The 22,058-nt window shown below is 45.6% G+C and carries 22 protein-coding genes; 17 read left to right on the top strand and 5 right to left on the bottom strand.

Annotation, left to right across the window (positions count from 1 at the left end):
- On the top strand, nucleotides 1-183 hold a 183-nt coding region (locus tag BM049_RS11965; RefSeq protein WP_218147259.1), incomplete at its 5' end, for a hypothetical protein.
- A 141-nt stretch (nucleotides 184-324) separates the two neighbouring features.
- Here the strand turns inward: BM049_RS11965 and BM049_RS10500 are convergent.
- Nucleotides 325-1,953, bottom strand: coding sequence for an ABC-F family ATP-binding cassette domain-containing protein (locus tag BM049_RS10500; protein WP_091531440.1), 1,629 nt, complete (start codon nucleotides 1,951-1,953; stop codon nucleotides 325-327).
- Nucleotides 1,954-2,150: 197 nt separating this feature from the next.
- Nucleotides 2,151-3,338, bottom strand: coding sequence for a chromate efflux transporter (gene chrA / locus BM049_RS10495; protein ID WP_218147257.1), 1,188 nt, complete (start codon nucleotides 3,336-3,338; stop codon nucleotides 2,151-2,153).
- A 495-nt stretch (nucleotides 3,339-3,833) separates the two neighbouring features.
- Between chrA and BM049_RS10490 the strand changes: the two genes are divergently transcribed.
- The 3 genes from BM049_RS10490 (at nucleotide 3,834) to BM049_RS10480 (ending at nucleotide 7,753) form a co-directional block, all read left to right on the top strand.
- The gene (locus tag BM049_RS10490) at nucleotides 3,834-5,498 is read left to right on the top strand and encodes an FAD-dependent oxidoreductase (protein ID WP_091531438.1); all 1,665 of its coding nucleotides are present in this window, start codon (nucleotides 3,834-3,836) and stop codon (nucleotides 5,496-5,498) included.
- 70 nt (nucleotides 5,499-5,568) lie between these two features.
- Entirely contained in the window at nucleotides 5,569-6,297 is a 729-nt protein-coding gene (locus BM049_RS10485; RefSeq protein ID WP_091531435.1) for an MIP/aquaporin family protein, read from the top strand.
- A 442-nt stretch (nucleotides 6,298-6,739) separates the two neighbouring features.
- A complete protein-coding gene (locus BM049_RS10480; protein ID WP_177188695.1) occupies nucleotides 6,740-7,753 on the top strand; it encodes a sodium:calcium antiporter in 1,014 nt (337 codons plus the stop codon).
- Nucleotides 7,754-7,827: 74 nt separating this feature from the next.
- Here BM049_RS10480 and BM049_RS10475 read toward each other — a convergent pair whose 3' ends face one another.
- Nucleotides 7,828-8,280, bottom strand: a complete 453-nt coding sequence (locus tag BM049_RS10475; protein WP_091531430.1) for a GNAT family N-acetyltransferase — start codon at nucleotides 8,278-8,280, stop codon at nucleotides 7,828-7,830.
- A gap of 301 nt (nucleotides 8,281-8,581) precedes the next feature.
- Between BM049_RS10475 and BM049_RS10470 the strand changes: the two genes are divergently transcribed.
- From BM049_RS10470 to BM049_RS10415, 12 genes are all read left to right on the top strand, one after another.
- A complete protein-coding gene (locus BM049_RS10470; protein WP_091531428.1) occupies nucleotides 8,582-8,926 on the top strand; it encodes a hypothetical protein in 345 nt (114 codons plus the stop codon).
- 100 nt (nucleotides 8,927-9,026) lie between these two features.
- Complete coding sequence (locus BM049_RS10465; protein ID WP_218147255.1) at nucleotides 9,027-10,175, top strand: cation:proton antiporter; 1,149 nt, start codon at nucleotides 9,027-9,029, stop codon at nucleotides 10,173-10,175.
- A gap of 667 nt (nucleotides 10,176-10,842) precedes the next feature.
- Nucleotides 10,843-11,181: a hypothetical protein gene (locus tag BM049_RS10460; RefSeq protein ID WP_091531426.1), complete on the top strand. Its 339-nt coding sequence runs from the start codon at nucleotides 10,843-10,845 to the stop codon at nucleotides 11,179-11,181.
- Between the two features lie 27 nt (nucleotides 11,182-11,208).
- On the top strand, nucleotides 11,209-12,381 hold the full coding sequence (locus BM049_RS10455) for a cation:proton antiporter (RefSeq protein ID WP_091531423.1): 1,173 nt from the start codon (nucleotides 11,209-11,211) through the stop codon (nucleotides 12,379-12,381).
- A 226-nt stretch (nucleotides 12,382-12,607) separates the two neighbouring features.
- A complete protein-coding gene (gene rsmG, locus BM049_RS10450) occupies nucleotides 12,608-13,327 on the top strand; it encodes a 16S rRNA (guanine(527)-N(7))-methyltransferase RsmG (RefSeq protein WP_091531422.1) in 720 nt (239 codons plus the stop codon).
- Nucleotides 13,328-13,361: 34 nt separating this feature from the next.
- Nucleotides 13,362-14,126 carry a ParA family protein gene (locus tag BM049_RS10445; RefSeq protein ID WP_091531419.1) on the top strand — a complete coding sequence of 255 codons (765 nt, stop codon included), beginning with the start codon at nucleotides 13,362-13,364 and terminating at the stop codon, nucleotides 14,124-14,126.
- Complete coding sequence (locus BM049_RS10440; RefSeq protein WP_091531417.1) at nucleotides 14,116-14,997, top strand: ParB/RepB/Spo0J family partition protein; 882 nt, start codon at nucleotides 14,116-14,118, stop codon at nucleotides 14,995-14,997. The genes BM049_RS10445 and BM049_RS10440 overlap by 11 nt, the downstream gene beginning before the upstream one ends.
- 19 nt (nucleotides 14,998-15,016) lie before the next feature.
- Nucleotides 15,017-15,202: a DUF951 domain-containing protein gene (locus tag BM049_RS10435; protein ID WP_091531415.1), complete on the top strand. Its 186-nt coding sequence runs from the start codon at nucleotides 15,017-15,019 to the stop codon at nucleotides 15,200-15,202.
- Nucleotides 15,203-15,235: 33 nt separating this feature from the next.
- Nucleotides 15,236-16,336, top strand: coding sequence for a redox-regulated ATPase YchF (gene ychF / locus BM049_RS10430; RefSeq protein WP_091531412.1), 1,101 nt, complete (start codon nucleotides 15,236-15,238; stop codon nucleotides 16,334-16,336).
- A 21-nt stretch (nucleotides 16,337-16,357) separates the two neighbouring features.
- On the top strand, nucleotides 16,358-17,062 hold the full coding sequence (locus BM049_RS10425) for a DUF1129 domain-containing protein (RefSeq protein ID WP_091531410.1): 705 nt from the start codon (nucleotides 16,358-16,360) through the stop codon (nucleotides 17,060-17,062).
- A gap of 577 nt (nucleotides 17,063-17,639) precedes the next feature.
- Complete coding sequence (locus BM049_RS10420; protein WP_091531408.1) at nucleotides 17,640-19,019, top strand: Glu/Leu/Phe/Val family dehydrogenase; 1,380 nt, start codon at nucleotides 17,640-17,642, stop codon at nucleotides 19,017-19,019.
- A gap of 12 nt (nucleotides 19,020-19,031) precedes the next feature.
- Nucleotides 19,032-19,772: an NAD-dependent epimerase/dehydratase family protein gene (locus BM049_RS10415; protein WP_091531405.1), complete on the top strand. Its 741-nt coding sequence runs from the start codon at nucleotides 19,032-19,034 to the stop codon at nucleotides 19,770-19,772.
- On the opposite strand, the gene BM049_RS10410 is transcribed toward BM049_RS10415, so the two are convergent.
- Together BM049_RS10410 and BM049_RS10405 are read right to left on the bottom strand one after the other, a co-directional pair.
- Nucleotides 19,762-20,286 (bottom strand): methylated-DNA--[protein]-cysteine S-methyltransferase, encoded by a 525-nt coding sequence (locus BM049_RS10410; RefSeq protein ID WP_091531403.1) that lies wholly within the window; start codon nucleotides 20,284-20,286, stop codon nucleotides 19,762-19,764. The genes BM049_RS10415 and BM049_RS10410 overlap by 11 nt on opposite strands.
- A gap of 67 nt (nucleotides 20,287-20,353) precedes the next feature.
- The gene (locus tag BM049_RS10405; protein ID WP_177188694.1) at nucleotides 20,354-20,998 is read right to left on the bottom strand and encodes a deoxynucleoside kinase; all 645 of its coding nucleotides are present in this window, start codon (nucleotides 20,996-20,998) and stop codon (nucleotides 20,354-20,356) included.
- Between the two features lie 136 nt (nucleotides 20,999-21,134).
- On the opposite strand from BM049_RS10405, the gene BM049_RS10400 reads away from it, so the two are divergent.
- Nucleotides 21,135-21,779, top strand: a complete 645-nt coding sequence (locus BM049_RS10400) for a class I SAM-dependent methyltransferase (RefSeq protein WP_091531398.1) — start codon at nucleotides 21,135-21,137, stop codon at nucleotides 21,777-21,779.
- Nucleotides 21,780-22,058 lie beyond the last annotated feature (279 nt).

Here is a 22,058-nt window from a genome sequence, read left to right as displayed (position 1 = left end):
CGCGCGTGCCCTTCAGAGCAGAAAAGAGGAGCCGGAGGTCACGCAAACGACCGGCGCGTGCCCTTCACAAAAGAAGTCAGCACACGAAGGTCACAAAAGACGAAGATATCCGCCCGTCAAACAAAAATACACTCAGCGAAGGTCACAAAAGTAGTAGATATCCGCCTTTCACCTTTCAGATAGAAAAAACCCATAGGAAGGGCGGATATCCACCTCACAATTAACAATAAGTCAGTAGAAAGAAGCCGCAGGCTTCTTTCTTCCTCCCTGAAACAAAAAAGAACACTCACGACCGCGGTCGTGAGTGCTCATCATTCAAATCATTTAGGCGTAAAGTGCAGCAACTTGTTCCTGAGCTGTTTTATTTTCCAGGAATTCGTCGTACGTGATTTCGGCACGGTCCACGACACCATTTGGTGAGATTTCGATAATGCGGTTGGCCAGCGTCTGTATGAACTGGTGGTCATGCGAACCGAACAGGATAGCGCCTTTGAAATCGATCAGGCCGTTATTCAGTGCTGTGATGGATTCCAGATCCAAGTGGTTGGTCGGATCGTCAAGAACCAGCACGTTCGCTTTACTCAGCATCAGCTTGGAAAGCATACAGCGGACTTTTTCGCCACCGGACAAGACAGAAACTTCTTTCATGACTTCTTCACCGGAAAACAGCATGCGTCCGAGGAAACTCCTGAGGAAAGTATTGTCGTTCTCTTCCTTATTGACGACGTACTGTCTCAGCCAGTCGAGGATCGTCAAGTCGCTGTTCTCGAATTCGCTCGTGTTGTCTTTCGGCAGGTAAGCCTGTTTCGTCGTGATTCCCCACTGATACGTTCCCGTATCGGGTTCCATTTCACCGGTAATGATCTTGAAGAGTGTCGTGATCGCGACATCACTCATACTGGTAAAGGCGACCTTGTCTTCACGGGAAAGGGTAAAGGAAATATTGCCCAGGACCTTTTTACCGTCGATCGTTTTAGAAATGTTTTCGACGCGCAGCAGGTCGTTCCCGATTTCACGTTCCGGCGAGAAACCGACGAACGGATAGCGGCGTGACGATGGTTTGATGTCATCTAAAGTGATTTTTTCAAGCATTTTCTTACGCGATGTGGCCTGCTTGGATTTCGACGCGTTCGCGCTGAATCGTGCGATAAAGGCTTCAAGTTCCTTGATTTTTTCTTCTTTCTTGCTGTTCTGGTCTGCAGCCATTTTAGAAGCCAACTGACTTGATTCCAGCCAGAAATCGTAGTTACCGACGAACAGTCTGATCTGACCGAAGTCGACGTCGACCATGTGCGTGCAGACTTTATTCAAGAAGTGTCTGTCGTGGGATACGACGATAACAGTATTTTCAAAATTGATCAGGAAGTCTTCGAGCCAGGCGATCGAGTGCGTGTCCAGACCGTTTGTCGGCTCGTCCAGCAGCAATACATCGGGTTTGCCGAATAAGGCTTGAGCAAGCAAGACCTTGACGTGCTGTCCGCCGGTCAGTTCGCTCATCTTCTGGTTGTGCAGTTCTTCAGGAATACCTAGGCCTTTAAGCAAAGTCATGGCTTCCGGTTCAGCTTCCCAGCCGTTGAGTTCGGCGAACTCCCCTTCAAGTTCAGCGACACGGATACCGTCTTCGTCAGAGAAGTCCGCTTTCATGTAGATATCATTTTTCTCTTTCATGACATTGTATAGACGCTCGTGACCCATGATAACGGTGTCTACGACAGTATATTCTTCATAGTCGTAGTGGTTCTGCTTCAAAACGGCCATACGCGAATCATTCGGCATCGACACGTCGCCGGAAGTGGGAGAAATCTCTCCGGATAATATTTTCAGGAAAGTTGATTTACCGGCACCATTGGCTCCGATAACCCCGTAGCAGTTGTCGTTCGCAAATTTTAAATTAACGTCTTCAAAAAGTTTTTTGTCAGAAAAGCGTAAGCTTACGTCTGTTACTGTAATCATATATTTATCAAATCCTCTATTCTTATACTAATCTCATAGACGCTCAGTCCATTACTCCTATTATACGTACTTTCAGTACGAAATCATGCGTTTTTGTGAAAAAACTTATTCTTCTTAAGGATAAAGTCAAAAGTCAGTCATAATTGGCTGTTTTCTTTAGACGCCCTCTTAAATCAGTTAACGGTAAGAGAAATACTTTACAGGATAAAGCCTGCCAAGACGACACCAGCAACGATGAGAGGGACAGGCACTTTCTTAGTATATAAAAGAATGACGGTTACCAGCGTAACAATAAGGTTTTCAAGACTGACGCCATTTTGTTGAGTGAGGATCACCGCAGCTACAGCGATCAGTCCGCCGGCCACGGCAGCCACGCCTTTAAGCGCGACGCGGAACCCTTTGATCAGCTTCAATTTTTCCCACATGGGATAAACGAAATAGATGAGCAGAAGGCCTGGTAAAAAGATCCCGATCCCTCCGGCTACAGCGCCTGTGATCTGATGTAAAAAAGTACCGCCTTGTGCAGCCATTCCACCGGCATAGGCACTGAAGCTGAACATGGGTCCCGGGATACCCTGAACGAGACCGTAGCCCGTCAGAAACTGCTGACTGGTCATCAGAGAATAGACATCGACCAGTTCTGTGTACATCACGGGAATGACGACCTGGCCGCCGCCGAAAACGAGATAACCATAGCGGTAAAAGCGTTCAAACAGACTCACTAGTTCGTTCTGGAAAAAAGCGGCAGCTAACAGACTGCCAAAGGTAAAGAACAGGAACAAAGCCAGATACGGGTATGGCGGGTCGAGCTTCACCTTAGACCACAAGTTCTTTTCCCTTGTAATGAGCAGGGAAGCCAGACCGCCCAGGAGCAGGACCAGCGGGAAAATCCAAGCCGCCCGGATGAAGTAGGTGGTGATGCCGCCGAACAGCAACAGGACGAAGGTCAGTCGATCGAAAGCTACTTTCTTGCCGATCCGGTAGGAGGCTAAAATAATAAAACCGACAGCCATCGGTCCGATAAAACGCAGGACATCGGTGGAAATATTCTGTGTGTTTAAAAACTGATACAGAAAAGACAAGGTTGTCATGATAGTTAACGCGGGAAGTGCCCACACCAGCATAGTAAGCAAAGCCAGTAGAGGGCCGCCTGTTTTATGACCGATCGCTACGATCGTCTGCGTGCTGCTTGGTCCTGGGAGAAAAGCACATAGCGCCATGAGCTCGACCAGGTCTTCTTCTGTTAAATACTTCTTCTTTATGACCAGCTGTTCAGTGAACACACTGTAGTGAGCCTCTGGCCCGCCAAAGGCACCGAGGGAACAAATGAAAATATCCTTTAAAAATGCGCTTGTCGAGGGAGCCATTGTATTCGAGTTATTCAAAATAAGATCCTCCTTTTTGCATTATTCAAGTATAAGATATGGGAAGTGAATCAGGAAGAGGAAATCTTATGTTTTATCATATTTTACACATTCTTTACACTCTGAAAGTATGAAATTTTAAAAATACGATTGAAACGATCAAACAAACGATGCTCGATCGACGCTTTTTTATTAAGATAATCATTCTTCCATAAGGAAACAGTCTGACTTGATTATCCGAAACTGATTCAGACCATTTAATAGAGGGAAACGTCCAGTTAAGCAATATCTCCCAAGAATTGGTACACTTACTCTATAAGTGTTAACAAGGCTGGATCAATAAGCGCGATAGGGTGAAGAGCTCCTGCTGCGCCACCCGTTTTGAGGCAGGAAGCAGCCTGTTCGAATCATTTACACAAACTTTACATCTAGAGTGAAAAAAGCAGTAGTTTTTTTATAGCAAAATTGATAAACTTAACGTTAGATAGATAAACGTCTATATAGGAGGAGTCACTTATGAAAATCGTAGTCATTGGATCAGTCGCGGCAGGCACGTCTGTTGCGGCAAAAGCAAGACGCAACGATGAAACAGCTGAAATCGTCGTTTATGAAGAAGCGGAAGATATTTCCTATTCCGTTTGCGGGATGCCTTACTTTTTAGGGGGAGAAGTGGATGAAGTAAATACACTCATCCCAAGAGATGCCGACTGGTTCAAGAAACGCTTTGAAATCGACATCCATACGAATCACCATGTCAAAGCTATTCATCCGTTGGCGAAAGAAATCGAAGTTTATGACAAAATAAAGGGTGAGGGAACAAGAGAAACCTATGATAAGCTGGTGCTGGCTACAGGGTCTTATTCCCTGACCCCACCGCCGTTTACTCTGGATACTTATGAGAACGTCTTTCATGTCAAGACGATGGACAACACGAAGGCCATCGATACTTATATGAAAGGTAACGAGGTCAAGCATGCGACGATCATCGGTTCCGGCTATATCGGGCTTGAGATGGCCGAGCAGCTGAAGAAAAAGGGCTTGAAAGTGTCGATCGTGGAATTGGCCGACCAGGTTTTCCCTCGCATAGATGCGGACATGGCCTATCAGCTTGAAAAAGAACTGGAAAGACATGACGTGGACCTTTATATCAAAGATAAAGTCAAAACCATTGAAGGCGAAGGGAAAGTAGAAGCCCTCGGAACTGAAAATGGCACGGCACTAGAGACGGACCTGGTCATAATAGCTGTCGGTGTCAGACCAAACACGGTGCTGGCGACAGAAGCTGAGATCGAATTAGGTGAAACCGGGGCAATCAAAGTGGACACGCATATGAAAACCTCCGCCGAAGACGTTTATGCGGTCGGAGACGTGGCCGAAAGTTTCAACAGAGTGACCGGTCAGCCGTCCTACCACCCGCTGGGTTCAACAGCGAACAAAATGGGACGCATTGCAGGCGATCACCTGACTGGCGGTCCACTTGAATTTAAAGGAACGCTGGGAACAGGGATATTCCGCCTGTTTGATCTGACCGTTGCTTATACGGGCTTGTCAGAAAAAGAAGCAGTCGCGGCCGGCTTTGATCCGGTGGTCATCCATAACATCAAGCCGGCTCACGCCAAATATGTCGGTGGACAGGAGATCACCATTAAAGGTGTTGCCGACAGAGAGTCCGGCCGATTCCTTGGTGCCCAGATCATTGGACCCGAAGGCGTGGACAAGCGCATCGATGTGTTTGCGACAGCCCTTACCTTTGAAGCCGCAGCCGAGGATTTGTTCCATCTGGATCTGGCCTATGCACCGCCATACAGCACCACAAAGGACCCGGTGATGTATACGGGAATGGTCCTGGAAAATGCACGCAAACGTCTCCCTGTCGTGACACCGGAAGAAGTGGTCCAGCTTCAGGAAAAAGATGTCCCGCTGCAGATCATTGATGTCCGCTCGCCTAAGCAGTACGAGAAGAACCACGTGAAGGGGGCTGTCAACATCCCGATGCCAGACCTGCGCAGAGGCGTTGCAGACCTGGACCGTTCAGTTAAAACCGTCGTCTACTGCAACAAAGGCGTCACCAGTAACACCGCGCAGAATCTGCTTTTGAACATCGGCTTTCTGGATGCGAACGTTCTGTCCGGCGGCAACACGAATTACCAGAATTACATGCGTATGAAACAAGAAAGATAATAAAAGACGTAAAAAGGAAAAAGAGCCCGGCTCTTTTTTCTTTTGCGTCAATGAACATAAAGGAGAGAGTATGGAAACTACAGTTATACAGCAATTGATCGGGGAGTTTTTTGGAACATTGATCCTCATGTATATCGGAAACGGCGTCAATGCCGGCAATACCTTAAAGAAAACAAAGTCCTATAACACCGGCTGGCTGATCGTTGCCATCGGCTGGGGATTAGCCGTGACGATGGCGGTTTATTCTGTTGGCTGGCTCTCGCCGGCTCACTTGAATCCTGCGGTGACTCTGGGGATGGCTGTGGCCGGTCATATCGAATGGGCACTCGTCCTGCCCTATATACTGGTCCAGGTTTTAGGAGGCATAGCGGGAGCAACGCTGATGTGGCTGCATTACTATCCTCATTTCAAAGAAACAGAAGATCCGGAAGCTATTTTAGGGGTATTCTCGACCGCTCCGGCTATTAGGGGCAATAAATGGAACCTGGTGAGTGAAACGATGGCCACAGGTGTCCTGCTGTATGGCCTGCTTGCCTTCACGCAGGGGGACTTTACAGAAGGACTGAACCCGCTCGTCGTCGGGCTGCTGATCGTCACGATCGGTCTTTCGCTCGGCGGAACGACTGGTTATGCCATCAATCCGGCCCGGGATTTAGGCCCCCGCATTGCCCACCAGCTGCTGCCGATCGCTAATAAAGGCGACTCGGACTGGAAGTATGCCTGGATCCCGATCATCGGGCCTTTAATGGGCGGAACACTGGGTGGCCTGCTGTTCCTCTTCATTACCAGTGTCCGCTGAAGGTTTGGGGAAATTTAATGGCACTATAAAATCGATCGAGTTGTTGGAAGACTGATAAAGGCTGGGGCTCATGTCCCGGCCTTTTGTCGCCTATTCAGTTTAGTCTGGAAGTGGTTTGATCCTATCCGATAGATATAATGCATTCTGATTCTTCCTGCGTTGACGGTGATTTACTGTGGATGAGCTGTACTGAAGGCGCATCAAGCTTCTTGTTTAAACAAGTTAAGAAGCGAAGCCTAGGCAGAAGTAGTTCCAATCCCTGTTTTAGAACAACTTCGTTAGAATACATGCTGCCCAAAAATGTTGTAAAGTCGCTTAAGATCCTGAAGTGGAACAAGTAGAGCAACCTTCTTTCCTTAAATAGCAAAAACTCTTCATTATGTAACCGTTTTTGCTATACTAGTATTAAGATACTTGCAAAATCATGAATAGGAGTCAAGCTGTGAATACATATATAGAAACTTTACCTACTTTAGTCATCATTGTCCTGTTTATCCTGTCCCTGATCCTTTTGTCTCAGGCTGCTGACAAATTGATCGAAGAGGCCGTGTCGCTTTCCCTCATTCTCGGCTTATCAAAAATGGTCGTTGGCGCAACGATCTTATCGGTCGGGACCACACTGCCAGAAGTTGCTTCGTCGGTGGCGGCGACCTTAAACGGCAATGCTCAGCTGGGTTTGGGGAATGCGGTAGGATCCGTCATAACCAATACCTCACTTGTTTTGGGAATCGGGGCCGTGGGTGGCCTGCTGCCTATAAGGGAAGAAACCAAGAAGGCGTTCGTGATCCTGTCAGTCACAGCGCTTTTGTTCATTGGAACGAGCATCGGGTTCGGTGATTTCCCGAATGAAGGGCTTCTTCCAAGAAGTTTTGGTGTCCTGTTCCTCGTAGCCGTTCCTTTTTATATCTGGTATACCGTGAAGAAAAAACCGGAAGCCATCTTAGGTGATATCGAGGAAGTTGAAGAAGAAACCGGGGATCAGGAAAAACGTCAGGCGCCTGATTTAGCCAAACGGATCAGTCTGCTGCTGTTGAGCTCGCTGGGCGTGACGCTTGGTGCGACCCTGCTGGTTTCAACGGCAGAAATCACAGCGGGGCGTCTGGGGGTCCCGGATAGTGTCATCTCCTCAACGATCGTCGCGTTCGGGACAAGTGTGCCCGAAATATCGACGACGCTTGTCGCCACGCGTTACGGTCACGGTGAACTGGCCATCGGTAACGTTCTGGGAGCGAATATGATGAACTTTATTTTGGTCATGGGCGCAACGATTACCCTGATGACTACGGGACAAGTCGTTCCCGCTATTTATTACCAACTGCAGTTTCCGTTTTTACTGCTCTTGTTCGCCCTGCTGAGCTATCCGATGTTCTCGAAGAAACTGAACTCAGTAAAAACCAGGCACGGTATCTTATTGCTGACTATTTATGCGGCCTATTTGTTTACGAATTTCATTTAACTATATAAAATAAAAAGAAGACGTCCCTTGAAAGACTTGTGCTTTCAAGGGACGTCTTCTTTTCTGTACATATCTCAGTGTTGTAAAGCTGGAACTTTCTTCTCCAGTTCCATATCGTAATGACCGATCTCATAATCATAATATAAATCAGACGTTGTTTTAAAACCGAATTTCTCGTAGAAATCCTTGAGATACGATTCGGCCTGGATCGTTACTTCGCTGTTTGGATAATGGCAGTTGACGTAGTCAAGTGCTGTCTTGATCAGTTCTTTCCCGTGTCCTTCATTCCTGAATTCTCCAGGGACCAGAACGCGTCCGATTTTAATTGTTCGATTATCTTTATATATACGTGCATAAGCTTTGATTGATCCTTTTTGTCTTTTAATGAGATGTATAGCCTTCAGGTCGATGTCATCAACTTCTTGATAGGCACAGCCTTGTTCTACAACGAAGATTTTTGTACGTTCTTTTATTATCTGATGGAAATCTTGTGCGCTCAATTCTTGAAAGTGTTTGTACTGCCACATAGCTGTGTTTCAATCCCCTTTTTAAATCATTTTTTGCGGCTCGACAGTTGTCTGATCCGCAACCCACATCCACAGTATACATAAAATAAATTATTTCACAACCAGTAAATTATATATTTAACATGGACGCCACAATTAGCCGCTCAAGAAGGCAGAAAAAGGTATTTTTGATCGATTATACTATATCCGATTAAAAAAATCTCGGTTTTTTCAATAATATTTTCATGAAAACCCTTTAACAGCTTGATTAATCACTATTTAGGAGTATGATTATAATAGATTACAGAAGGGAAGTGTAAAAATGAAAAATAAAGTGTTATTTATAATTGTGTTAAATCAGATAGACTTGTTGGATGACCTGCTGCTGAAATTCAGCGATGAAGTAGGCCAGGCTGCGACAGTACTTGATTCAGTAGGGATGGCTCAGCATTTGTCTCAGCTTGATGAAACGAAAATATTTTCAACGATCAAACCTTTGATCATATCTGATCATACAGAGAATAAAACGATTTACAGCGTGATCCCTGAAGAAGATTTGGATCTAGCACGTCAGACAGTCAGAAGTGTCATGAAAGATATCGGCAAACCGGATACAGGTATCATGTTTGCTGTGCCTGTTTTATTCCAGGAAGGCATTAGAGAATAAAATATAAGTCATAAGAGTTTAAAATTAGAAAAGAAGGTAGAAAAGTTGGAAATATCGATTGTTATGTATATTGCTATTGTTCTTATCGTTGGATTAGTTTTTGGGCAACTGGCTACATCTTTTAAAGATGCCTAACGTTACAGGCTACTTAATTGGAGGATTGATCGTTGGCCCGTCGGTACTCAATGGACTGACACTTGAGGTTCTGGAACACTTTGAAATCGTGGCTGAGGTGGCTTTAGCCTTTATTGCGTTCACCATCGGCTTATCGTTCAAGCGGAGTTATTTTAAACGTGTCGGCTTTCAACCCGTCGTGATTGCGGCGTTTGAAGCCACACTGGCCGTCGTGATCGTTATCGGCGGGTTATTGCTGCTAGGTGTCGACCTGCCCTTTGCTATTGTTTTAGGTGCCATCGCAGCAGCCACAGCACCGGCTGCCACGATCATGGTCATCAAAGAGTTCAAGGCGGAAGGACCAGTCACAGAAACACTGTTGAGTGTGGTTGCTCTGGATGATGCCTTTGCGCTTATTTTATTCGGTTTTGCCTCCACGATCGCCAAATCTCTGATAGAAGTTGAAGGCGAGTTTTCATTGTTTCTATCCATTCTTAACCCGTTCATCAATATCATCTATGCCCTTCTGGTAGGTGCAGTCTTGGGATTCTTGATGAAATGGCCACTGAAGTACTTCCGTACCAGCAGTAATCGGCTGATCGTTCTTATCATATTTGTTTTTTTAGCCAGCGGTTTCTCTTCACTGTTCGGCATTTCTGAACTGCTGACGACCATGATCATGGGAGCAGTCCTGACTAATGTGTCCTCTTCTGCTACATCGATGAGCGACTTGAGTGACCGGATAACCTCTCCGATATTCGTGATGTTCTTCGTGATTGCCGGAGCCGAGCTGAATCTGTCCATCGTTCCTACCGTCGGACTGATCGGGATCGTTTATATCGGCCTCCGTGTTGTAGGTAAAATATCCGGTGTCTATCTTGGAGCCAAACTGACACATGCGCCAGAAACCGTCAGCCGCTATCTTGGGGCAACACTTATACCGCAAGCGGGTGTGGCGATCGGTTTAACTGCAGTCGCCCAGTCAGTTGTACCGATGTACGCTCCTCAAATAAGAGTCGTCGTTTTGAGTGCGACACTGGTTTATGAACTGGTCGGACCGCTCATTACTAAAGTGGCCTTGACGAAAGCTGGAGAAATCACTCCAGAAACAGAAACGTCTGCGCATTCTAATTAGTGTTTAACATATAGAATAACAGACAAGTTTAAAATTTGCTTACATGCAGCTTATAACGAGTTTTTGCGTTTCATCATTCTTCAAAGAATGTTGAAGCGTATTTTTTTGCAGTCAGAACTGTTTGGTAAGGGTTATTCTAGACTTGATTGCAAGAAGATAGAAGACATTCTAATTCTGATGGCAGTAAATCATGCCGGGTTTAGTCTTTTGATCTTACACGTTTATGCTGACCCAAACCAACTATACGGTACGCATTCTGATTATAAGTGGTGATAGGGTAACTCGGTTTGCCCATTGTTAGCGAGTTCAGGTTATAAGCATTGATTGGGATAACTCCTCTTGCATATGGTTAAAGCTTTCCTGTTATCTGCCGCTATACCAGCAGTTCAACAAGAGATTTACACATAGACTTTGTAGGATGAAGATTTTAAAAGAAACGAGAAAACGTTGTGTGTTCAAGGTGCTTTCTTGTTTTTTCCGATCAACCATTGAAAGATCGTCGCTTCCTGTACATCGCTTAGGATTGCCTGCGCTATCAGTAATTTAAAGGAAGTGCTTGAATTTTTGGCCGATTTTGTTCATAATTAAGTTTAAACGAATAATAAAGCGCTTTTAGCAAGTGCTGAAGTTAAAAAAATACAATCTGGACAGAAAGAGGGAGAAGGTTATGGAACTTGTAGTCATTGTCTTGAATAAAACAGATTTACTGGATGAAGTTTTGAGTTTGTTTATGCGGTATGAGATCAAAGGAGCGACCGTTTTGGATAGCAGCGGGATGGGGCATCTTATATCTAATCAGTTTCCGATGTTTTCAATGTTTGCGGAGCTCGGAGATGAGCGTGAATCCAACAGCAAGACCATTTTCACTGTAGTGAAAGATGAGGCAGAACGTAAGGAAGTTTTATCCATCGCTGAAAGTGTATGCGGAGATTTGACGAAACCGGATAATGCGATCTTCTTCAGTGTGCCAGTCAACTTTACAAAAGGGATCGAATTTAATAAATAGAAAATATGAAAAAGGAAGGTCATTGTCATGTCATATACTTTATATATTGCAATTATACTAGTTGCAGGAATGGGAGGAGGTAAACTAGCTAAAAAACTGAAACTACCAACTGTAACGGGGTACATATTGACTGGGCTGATGTTAGGTCCTAGTTTACTTAATTTAATCACAACGGAGGTTTATTACAGCCTGCAGTTTGCCAATGAACTGGCTTTAAGTATGCTCGCTGTTTCTGTCGGAACGGAGCTTCACTGGCGTGTCTTCCGAGCTTTTGGTAAGAATTTGGTCAAGTTATCTCTGGGAAACACTTTTTTTACAGCTGTGATCGTTGCTCTTGTTACCTGGCTGCTGGGGATGCCGATTCAATATGCGCTGATCCTCGGACCACTGGCAATGTCCGTCTCGCCATCAGGTGTCGTCTCCATCATCAAAGAAACCAAGGCAGAAGGAGAAATGACGCAAAATCTGCTGGGACTTGTGGCGTTTGATAATCTGGTCACGATCTTGACATTCGGGATGATGGTCTCATTTGTCCAATCGATGGTAAATGATACGGGTGCCTCGATCATCATGCTTGTCGGATCTGTCGTGCTGGACATTTTATTTGCTTCTTTAGTGGGGATCGTCGGCGGGGCATTCGTTTCTTACTTCATACGGAAAGAAATCAGCAATGACAAGCTGCTGGCCTTACTGATAGCTGCACTGCTTTTCAATTCGGGCGTCGCGGCATACTTTGGTTTATCACCTATTTTAACGGATATGATCGCAGGTGTAACGATCACGAATCTGACCAACAGAAAAGTGCTTGTTGCATCGCTGTTGAACCGTATCGAACTGCCGATATTTATCATTTTCCTGACACTAGCCGGCGCGCATCTGGATGTCGCTATTTTCGGTCAAGTTGGCCTGGTTGGTATTGGCTATATCGTGGCCCGCTCTCTCGGAAAGTATGCGGGAAGTTTCATTTTTTCTCATTTTACAACGGTCAGCAAGAAAGTGCGGTATAACTTAGGTTATGGGTTGATTCCTCAGGCGGGAGTGGCTATCGGGCTTGCTACGATCGCTGAACAAAGTTTACCTAATGTCTCGGGAGCGATCACAGGTGTCGTTTTGACCGGGGTCGTTTTCTTCGAAATCTTTGGTCCCCTGCTTCTGGAAAAAGCACTGGTCAGGGTCGATGAAATTCCAAATGAAAGTTAGTTATTGGAACAGTAGACACACGAACTCACTGCGAAGTGGGCTTCGTGTGTTTTCCTGTTTCTGTGCTCTCTTCCCGTTCTTATCTGGACAAAAAACGAGGACGAATTGTCAATAAAAAATCGCTTCAAACCATTGTATTTTAGCGCTGTTTGGTATAAAGTGAAGAGAGTGGTTTTGTGAAACAATCAAGTGTTTCACGACTGATAATAGAAAGGATTTTTGAAGAATGACTCCAGAAGAATTTCAGTCAGAACTTAAAAAAAGAGACATTCCGATAACGGAAGCCAAGATGCGCCAGTTTGAGCGGTATTTGGAACTCCTTCAGGAATGGAATGAGAAAATCAACTTGACTGCGATCACGCAGCGTGAAGAAGTATACTTAAAGCATTTTTATGATTCACTCACAGCAGGTTTATATGTAGATTTTAGCAAAGGGGTCCACAGTCTATGCGATGTAGGCTCAGGTGCTGGGTTTCCTAGTATCCCCCTTAAAATCATCTACCCGGACCTTCAGATAACGATCGTCGATTCACTGAAAAAACGCATCACGTTCCTTGAAGAGATCGTTAAAGAACTCGGTCTGAGTGGCGTGTCGCTCTATCATGACCGCGCGGAAACATTCGGGCAGAACAAACAGTTCAGGGCTTCCTTTGATTTCGTGACGGCGCGTGCCGTGGCTCGCATGAGTGTGCTGGCTGAACTCTGTCTGCCGCTCTTGAAAAAACAGGGAACATTTATCGCGATGAAAGCTGCACATGCTCCGGAAGAACTGGATGAGGGGCTGGCTGCTATCGGCATTCTGGGCGGCAAGTTAAGAGAGGCCCATTCCTTCGAGCTGCCTGAAAATGCAGGTGAACGTACGATTATTTTAATAGACAAGAAAAAAGAGACACCGAATAAATATCCAAGACGACCAGGGACTCCCAACAAGAGTCCATTAGCTTAGACAACACAGAGATGAGAAAGTTTGGAGGAATACCATGGCACAGATTATAGCCGTCGCAAACCAAAAAGGTGGCGTAGGAAAAACAACCACTACGGTCAATCTTGGTGCTTCTTTAGCCTATAACGGGAAAAAAGTCCTGTTGATAGATATGGATGCCCAGGGAAACGCAACCAGTGGCCTAGGCATAAAAAAAGGCGAAGTGGATCGTGATATCTACGACGTGCTGATCAATGAAGAACCGCTTAAAGATGTCGTTTTGGCATCGAGCCGGGATAACCTGAGTATCGTGCCTGCAACGATCCAGCTGGCTGGTGCGGAAGTCGAACTGACCAGTCTGATGGCGAGAGAAACACGCTTGAAGAGCGCGGTAGAGACTTTGGAAGAGGACTACGATTATATTCTGATCGACTGTCCACCATCGCTCGGCCATTTGACGATCAATGCCTTTACCGCGAGCGACTCGGTACTGATCCCTGTTCAATGCGAATATTACGCTTTGGAAGGGTTGAGTCAGCTCTTGAACACCGTCCGATTAGTACAGAAGCACTTCAACAAGGATCTGAAAGTGGAAGGCGTGCTTTTAACTATGCTTGATGCCCGCACGAATCTTGGGTTCGAAGTGGTGAACGAAGTGAAAAAATACTTCCGTGAAAAAGTGTATACAACGATCATTCCAAGGAATATACGATTATCCGAAGCGCCCAGTTATGGCTTGTCGATCATTGACTACGACATCAGATCCAAGGGCGCAGAAGTCTATCAAGAACTAGCGAAGGAAGTGATGGGTAGTGGCGAATAAGAAAAAAGGACTGGGCCGTGGCATAGATGCCTTGTTTGATGTGCCTAATTTCGAAGAAGAAGTCGACCGTAACGATGAACGCGTGCAGCTCATCGATCTAGCTGAGATCCGTCCCAACCCATATCAGCCCAGACGTCATTTTGATGAAGATGCTTTAAAGGAACTGGCCGCTTCGATCAATATCTCCGGCGTTCTGCAGCCGATCATCCTGCGTGAATCTTCCGTTAAAGGTTATGAGATCATTGCGGGGGAAAGACGATTCAGAGCCTCTAAGCTCGCAGGCAAAGACAAGATCCCGGCCATCGTGAGAGAACTGAATGAAGAAGTGATGATGCAGGTCGCTATTTTAGAAAATCTGCAGCGTGAAGACCTGACGTCTCTTGAAGAAGCCGAAGCCTACAACATGATGATGGACAAGTTGTCCATGACCCAGGAAAAAGTCGCTGAGAAATTAGGTAAAAGCCGTTCTTATATAGCGAACCATCTGCGTCTGCTGTCTTTGCCTGAAGAAGTGAAGCAGCTCGTCCAGGAGGGCAAACTGTCCAATGGTCAGGCACGGACCCTTTTGGGACTGAAAGATAAATCAAAAATCAAGAAGCTGGCCAAACGGGCAGTGAAAGAAAAACTGACGGTGAGACAGCTTGAACATCTCGTTTCTGAAGCAAATCAGAACCCGAAAGACATACCCCAGAAACCTCTGACTGCAGACAAATCAGTCTATATCAGGAAATCAGAAGAGCTGCTGACCGACAAATTCGGGACAAGTGTCGTGATCCGTGAAAAAGGCGAACAGGGCAAGATCGAGATCGAATATGTATCGCCTGACGACTTGAACCGGATCCTTGAAGAACTGGATATCGATTTAAATTAAAGACCGGGAGGATAATGAAGTGGAGAAATCCTATGATTTACACGATGTCGTGGAAATGAAAAAACCGCATCCCTGTGGCGTGAACCGCTGGGAAATCATTCGCATGGGCGCAGATATTCGTATTAAATGCACAGGATGCGGCCATTTAGTTATGATGCCCAGACGTGAATTCGACCGAAAAATGAAGAAAGTCTTGAAAGACTAATTATTTTATAGAAAGTGAAAGGTGACTATATTTATGCCTTTAACAGCAGGAATTGTTGGGTTACCCAACGTAGGAAAATCAACCTTATTTAACGCGATCACAAAAGCTGGAGCAGAAGCAGCCAACTATCCTTTTGCAACCATCGACCCGAATGTCGGGATCGTCGAAGTGCCGGATGATCGCCTGGACCGATTGGCTGAACTGGTGGATCCGGCCAAAGTCGTACCGACGACCTTTGAATTCACCGATATCGCAGGCATCGTCAAAGGTGCCAGCAAGGGTGAAGGCTTAGGGAACAAGTTCCTGGCCAATATCCGTGAAGTGGATGCCATCTGTCACGTCGTGCGTTGTTTCGAAGATGAAAACATCACACACGTTTCAGGTCAGGTCAATCCGGCCGAAGATATCGAAACGATCAATCTTGAACTGGCTTTGGCTGATCTGGAATCTGTAGACAAGCGTTATGAAAAAGTCAAAAAACAGGCGAAATCAAAAGATGCTGAAGCTGTGGCGATGCTTGCCGTTTTGGATAAGATCAAACCAGTCCTTGAAGAAGGCAAACCCGTCCGTGTGCTGGACTTTACCGATGAAGAACTGCCGATTCTGCGTTCTTTATTCTTACTGACGAGCAAGCCCGTTCTTTATGTGGCGAACGTCGCGGAAGAAGAGATCGCTGATCCGGAAAGCAACGAGCATCTGCAGACAGTACGCGAGATCGCGGCGGAAGAAGGGGCCGAAGTGGTCGCTATCTCAGCTGCCATCGAAGAAGAGATCGCCGAACTGGATGACGAAGAAAAAGAAATGTTCCTTGAAGACTTAGGCGTAAGCGAACCCGGCTTGAACAAGCTGATCCGTAAATCATACGATCTTTTAGGCCTGGCGACCTTCTTTACCGCCGGACCGAAAGAAGTCAGAGCCTGGACTTTTAAAAAAGGCATGAAGGCTCCGCAGACAGCCGGTGTCATTCATAGTGACTTCGAACGCGGATTCATCCGTGCCGAGACCATTTCTTATGAAGACTATGACCGCTTAGGCAGTGAAAAAGCTGCACGCGAAGCCGGAAAACTTCGAGCAGAAGGTAAAGACTATGTCGTCCAAGACGGCGACGTTATCCTGTTCCGTTTCAATGTGTAGATAAAGGAGATTAACTGAAATATGGCTAAAAACAATAAGTCGAATGAACAAGAGAGTCAGATCGATTACGCTGCCAAAGAAAAAGAGAACGCAGCCCTGTTCGACCAGCTGACGAACAAAAACCAGGAATACATGATCAAACTGAACCGCCGACTTGACGATGCAAATATGTCTGGAGAGCGCAAGACGATCATTTTTAACGACATGCTGAAGAAGATCGTGGCTGAGCAAGCCAACCATGTGACAGCCAGAAGCCTATACGGGACAGTGACCGATCAGGCCCGCTACCTTATCGAAGGCAAGCAGGGTGTGGTCGAACAGCCTGAAGAACGCTCGGAGTCATGGAAGCTGTGGCTGGACGGCGCCTTATTATTAGGCGGTATGTTCGCCGTGATCACAGGGATCTCCTACTTCACCGGTAATGAAGGAGCCGGTTTAGGCTTACTGACGCTGATCCTCAACTTTATTTTGGGTGGGTTCGCGGTCATGATCATCACGAAATATGCCCCAAGACCGGGTGTCAAAGGCGGCTTTCTAAAATATGTGCTGGCAACCACATTGACTATGGTCGTGTGGATCATGCTGATGGCCTTTGGGACGGCGCTGATCCCGGCTGCACTCAATCCGGTCATCCCGGGACCCTATACGCTGGCCATCGGTTTAGTGGCATTCCTGGCTAAATGGTACCTGAAGAAGAAACTCGATATCAAGGGCACACTTATATAATAATTAGAAGTGGCCGGGATGAAAGTCTCGGTTCAAAGGAGTTAGTCTGGAGCTATTATGCCAGATTAACTCTTTTTTGTTTTGGGAAGAGTCGGCACTGTCCGACTCTTTCATTTTTAGCGTGTTCGGTCTGTTCAAGAAAAAAGGGAGCCTGGATAAGCTTAAGTCTGTGAGGTTCGGTTTATTCTGACTTTAGTTTCTTTTGAATAGGCCGAAGTTATATGGGGTTCGGCTTGTTCACATTAGAATAACCCCTGAACACACCGAACAGTGCAAAGTTCGGTGTATTCACAGTGGAAGTAGAACCAAATAAGCCGAAAGAGCGAGAGGTTCGGCTTATTCCAGTAAAAAGCGACAAGTGTATGTGCTGAAGATGTATGCCTTCGGTTTGTATGCTTTGCAATATTAGTCAGATGAACCGAACTCATCAAAATGACATGTGAATGGTATGTGAGCGAGGGGCCAAGGTGGTCGATTTGCCATCTTTATTGATTATGATTCGCAATACGTCTGTGTATTATGATACAATAGTAAAGGAAAGATTAGAAATCTCTCATTTTAAAACGGAGGAATTTATATGACAAAGAACACGACCACGCAACTGATTCAAGAGGTTGTCGATTACTTGATCGAAACAGATACGAATGAACTCTCAACCTGGGGAGAAAACAGAACAGAATGGTTGAAGCAGGGGGGAGAACAACTTAAAGGCATCGATAAAGTCATTGCCGGCGATTTGCGCATAAAAAAAGATGACGGAAGCATCGGGACTTATCAGGCATTCCGTGTTCAGCACAACAATGCCTGCGGGTACTATAAAGGCGGCATCCGCTTCAGCACTGGAGTGAATCAGGATGAAGTCCAGACGCTGGCCATGCTGATGACGCTGAAAAATTCCCTGCACGACTTACCATACGGTGGCGGCAAGGGCGGCGTGCATATCGATGTCAGAAAACATTCGAAGCGTGAACTGAAAGAGGTCAGTCAGGCCTTTGTCAAGATGGTTCAGAACGATATCGGTCCGTATCGCGATATTCCGGCACCGGATGTCGGTTCAGGCCCAGAGTTGATGGACTGGATGACCCAGGCTTATAAAGATCTTCATCCGAATGAGCCGTTCATCAATACCTTCACCGGAAAAAGCATCAAAAACGGCGGAACTAAAGGCCGGGGAGAATCGACAGGGATCGGGACTTTCCTGAGTTATTATTACTTGGTGGATGCTGTCTTGAATGATTCTCTCGAGGTTAACGACAAGCATTCTGACAAAAGAGACATGATCAAAGCGATCGGTGAAAAAGAAAATGTAAAAGTAGCTGTTCAGGGATTTGGAAACTTGAGCCGCGCTGCCGCCATTTCAGCTCAAAATGCTGAAAGAAAGCATACCGTTATTGCCGTCTCTGACAGCCGTTCAACAGTCTATAATGAAAACGGAGTGGATGCGGAAAAACTGGCGCCGTTCAAAGAAGAGAACGACCGTCTGCCGAATGCGGATGAATTAAAAGAAATGGGACTGGAAGGCGACGTGCTGGATCCTATGGATATATTGACGCTGGACTGTGATGTGCTGATTTTAGGAGCAATCGAAGATCAGGTAACAGAAGCAAATCAGGCGGATATCAAGGCAGATATCTTAGTCGAAGGCGCAAACGGACCGGTCACAAGCGAAGCAGACCAGTATCTGACTGAGCAGGGTAAAGTCATTATTCCGGATATTCTGGCAAATGCCGGAGGAGTAACGGTTTCATATCTGGAATGGATCCAGGGATTCACTAATGATGTGAAAGAAAAAGAAGACATCCTTGAGGACATGAGTCAGCGCATGAAGAAGGTGAGCGAGCGTGTTTACGGTTCTTACTTCTCATCGGAACATGACGAATCTTTACGCTTCCTATGCTTCAAGCTGGCAGTCGTCCGTGTGATCGATCTGATGAAACGCTCAGGCAAGATAATATAAGCAGAGGTGAATATGATGCAACAGAAGATCGTTGTCACAGGTGCTGCCGGAAGGATCGGGTCGAGCCTCGCTGAAGGTTTCAAAGAGAGTGGACATCTGGTTTTGGCAGACAAGAATCTGGATAAACTGGGTGAGTTAAAAGGTGAAAACAGAACGTTGTTTGAACTGGATATTCTGGACAAAGCTTCCTGTCTAGAAGTGTGTAAAGGAGCGGATACTGTGATTCATCTGGCGGCCAACCCGTCTCCGGCCTCGACTTTTGAAGAAGTAAAGGCCGTCAATATGGATGGCACCTATAATATGATGTCTGCAGCGCATGAACAGGGGTGCCGCCGTTTCATTTTTGCCAGCAGTATCCATGCTGTGAAAGGCTATCCGGAAGACGAACAGGTGAAAACGACAAGCCCCGTGCGTCCTTTGGACTATTATGGGGTGAGTAAAGTTTTTGGAGAAGCGCTGGGGAATTACTACGGCTATCAGACAGATATGGAAGTCATTGCCGTTCGTATCGGAGGCTTCAAATCGCTGGAACACTTGAAGGAACAGGGGAAAGAACCTGAACCCTATCAGCGCTCGAGTTACATCAGCAAACAAGACATGGTCCAGCTGATCAAGCGCTGCGTCGAAGCAGATCTCGAACGTCCCTTTGAGATCGTCCATGGCGTGTCGGATAATCAGTTTAAATATCTTGATTTGTCGGACACCAAGGAAAAAACGGGTTATCAGCCACAGGATGACGGCTTTACTTTTTAACTCGGTGACCCTGTTCCATGGCAAGCAGGTCTTCTTTCATCTGAAGGCCGCCGCGAAAGGCTTTGGGCTTGGATGCCTTCGGGACGACTCTGTGACAGGGATAGACGATCAAGAGCGGATTGGCAGCCAGTGCCGAGCCGACTGCTCTGGCGGCTTTTTTGGAGTACCCAATGGAAGCGGCCAGTTCACCATAAGTTAATGTTTCACCGTATGGGATGGCTTTCAAGCCATTCCATATTTTTTTCTGGAAGTCAGTGCCGACAAGAAAAGCTGTATCAAAAGAAAAGGCCTGCTTTTCGCCGGTCAAATAATCAACGAATTCAGCTCGATAAGGTTCCAGTGCAGCATCATCTTCTCTTAGTTCAGCTTCTGAAAAGTGCGCAGTGGCCCAGTCGGTCATCTCGTTCAATGAGGCGGGGCTGGAGCCCACAAAACAGAGACCTTTGTTTGAGCTTACGATATAAAAAGTCCAGTCGTCCTGTTCGATCAGTGAATAAGTTAAAGTCTGAGTCATTATTACACACTCCTTGTTTTAAATAGTAAAAAAAAAGCTTCCCGCTGATCCGAGAAGCTTTTTTTCTTTATACGTGCTGTTGCTGTTTTTTCAAAGCCTCTTTGACTTTTTGCATGACCAGAACTTTATCGCCTTCGCGTTCCAAGTTGATCTCATCGATATCGATGATCAGAGTCGGACTCTTGTCATACTCAGCAAACCAGTCGTCATAACGCCCATGCAGACGTTTGTAATAATTCATCAGTTCAGGGTTGCCCTCGACCTGTTCGAAAGGTCTGCCGCGCTTTTTGATACGCTCGAGGTGGGTATCTAAAGACCCTCTAAGGTAAATAAGTAGATCTGGACCTTTTTTCGGCATGCCGTCGATTTCTTCCATCATATTATCCAGCAAGTCGGTGTACAAAGTCATCTCCGCTTCACTCATGTTTCCCTGCTCATAGTTGATGCGTGTGAACAAAGCATCTTCGTAGATCGAACGGTCCAAGACGTTATGTCTATGTACCAAAGCTTCTTTAATACTTCTGAAACGTGTATTCAAGAAGAATATCTGTAGAGAAAACGCCCAGCGTCTCGGGTCATCGTAAAATTTTTCTAAAATTGAGTTATCATCGACATGCTCATAAAAAGCCTTGCTCTTTAATTCACTTGAGATCAAAGTGGTATACGTACTTTTTCCGGCTCCGATCATTCCTGCTAATACAATCACAGACATTGTATCTCCTTCCAAATCATAAAAGTTTTTCGTCTATATTATCATACCATAACTGATACCCAATAATAATCAAAATAAGAAAGTTTCACAAAAATGTGATAGGATTAAAACGTGACAAACAGAGAGGAATGTTAACATGCAATGCAGAATATGTCAGCACGATACGAAGAGACTGGAACACCCGAGCAACGGGCAGGTCTTTCACGAATGTGAAAACTGCCGGTTCATATCCAAGGACCCGGCATTTTATTTAAGCTCAAAAAAAGAATTCAAACAGTATGAACAGCATGAAAATTCAATCGAGGATCCGCGCTATGTGGCGTTCTTCGAGGAGTTCCTGCAGGCTGCAGTTTTTCCTTTTGTAAATGAGGGAAAAAAAGCTTTCGATTACGGAAGCGGGCCAAGTCCGGTCCTGGCACAGCTGCTGGAGCGGGACTACGGTTACAGCGTTACCATATATGATTTGTTTTATGCTCCGGAACGTGTCTATCCCGGTCAGACGTTCGATTTGATCACGACAACAGAAGTGGTGGAACATATTCCGGAACCTTTAGACCTCTTCGCCGAACTGAAAACCCTGATGAAAGAAGATTCGATCCTTTCAGTCATGACCCTTTTTCACCCAAAAGATGAGGAAAAATTCTGGGGCTGGCATTACATCCGAGACTTTACCCACATTTCCTTTTTTACTCCAGAGTCAATGGAAATCATCGCCGATAAAGTGGGGCTGAAGATCGTCTACTGTGATGACTACCGGTATACGACCTTTAAATTGAAGTAAACGGTACAGGTCAATTTATAATGATTATAAATTGAGTTAGGTTTCTTTGAAATAATTGATATAAATCAATTATTTCACCTCTGAATGAAGCTTATAATGAGTATAGAAGTAATGAAACACATCGGATGCAAGGGGTTTGTTTATAATTATTATAATAAGGAGAATAAAGCCTGTATAAGCTGAAAACCCTTGTTTAAAAAGTTTTTTCTAATCAGTTGAGCATATCGGTTGATAAAACAACCTGAAGTGTTATCATTACATTATAACGATTATAAATAA

The organism is Alkalibacterium subtropicum (assembly GCF_900112455.1).
Lineage (GTDB): Bacteria > Bacillota > Bacilli > Lactobacillales > Carnobacteriaceae_A > Alkalibacterium > Alkalibacterium subtropicum.
The sequence above is the reverse complement of the archived record's forward strand: the minus strand, read 5'-3'. Positions and strand labels throughout refer to the sequence as shown.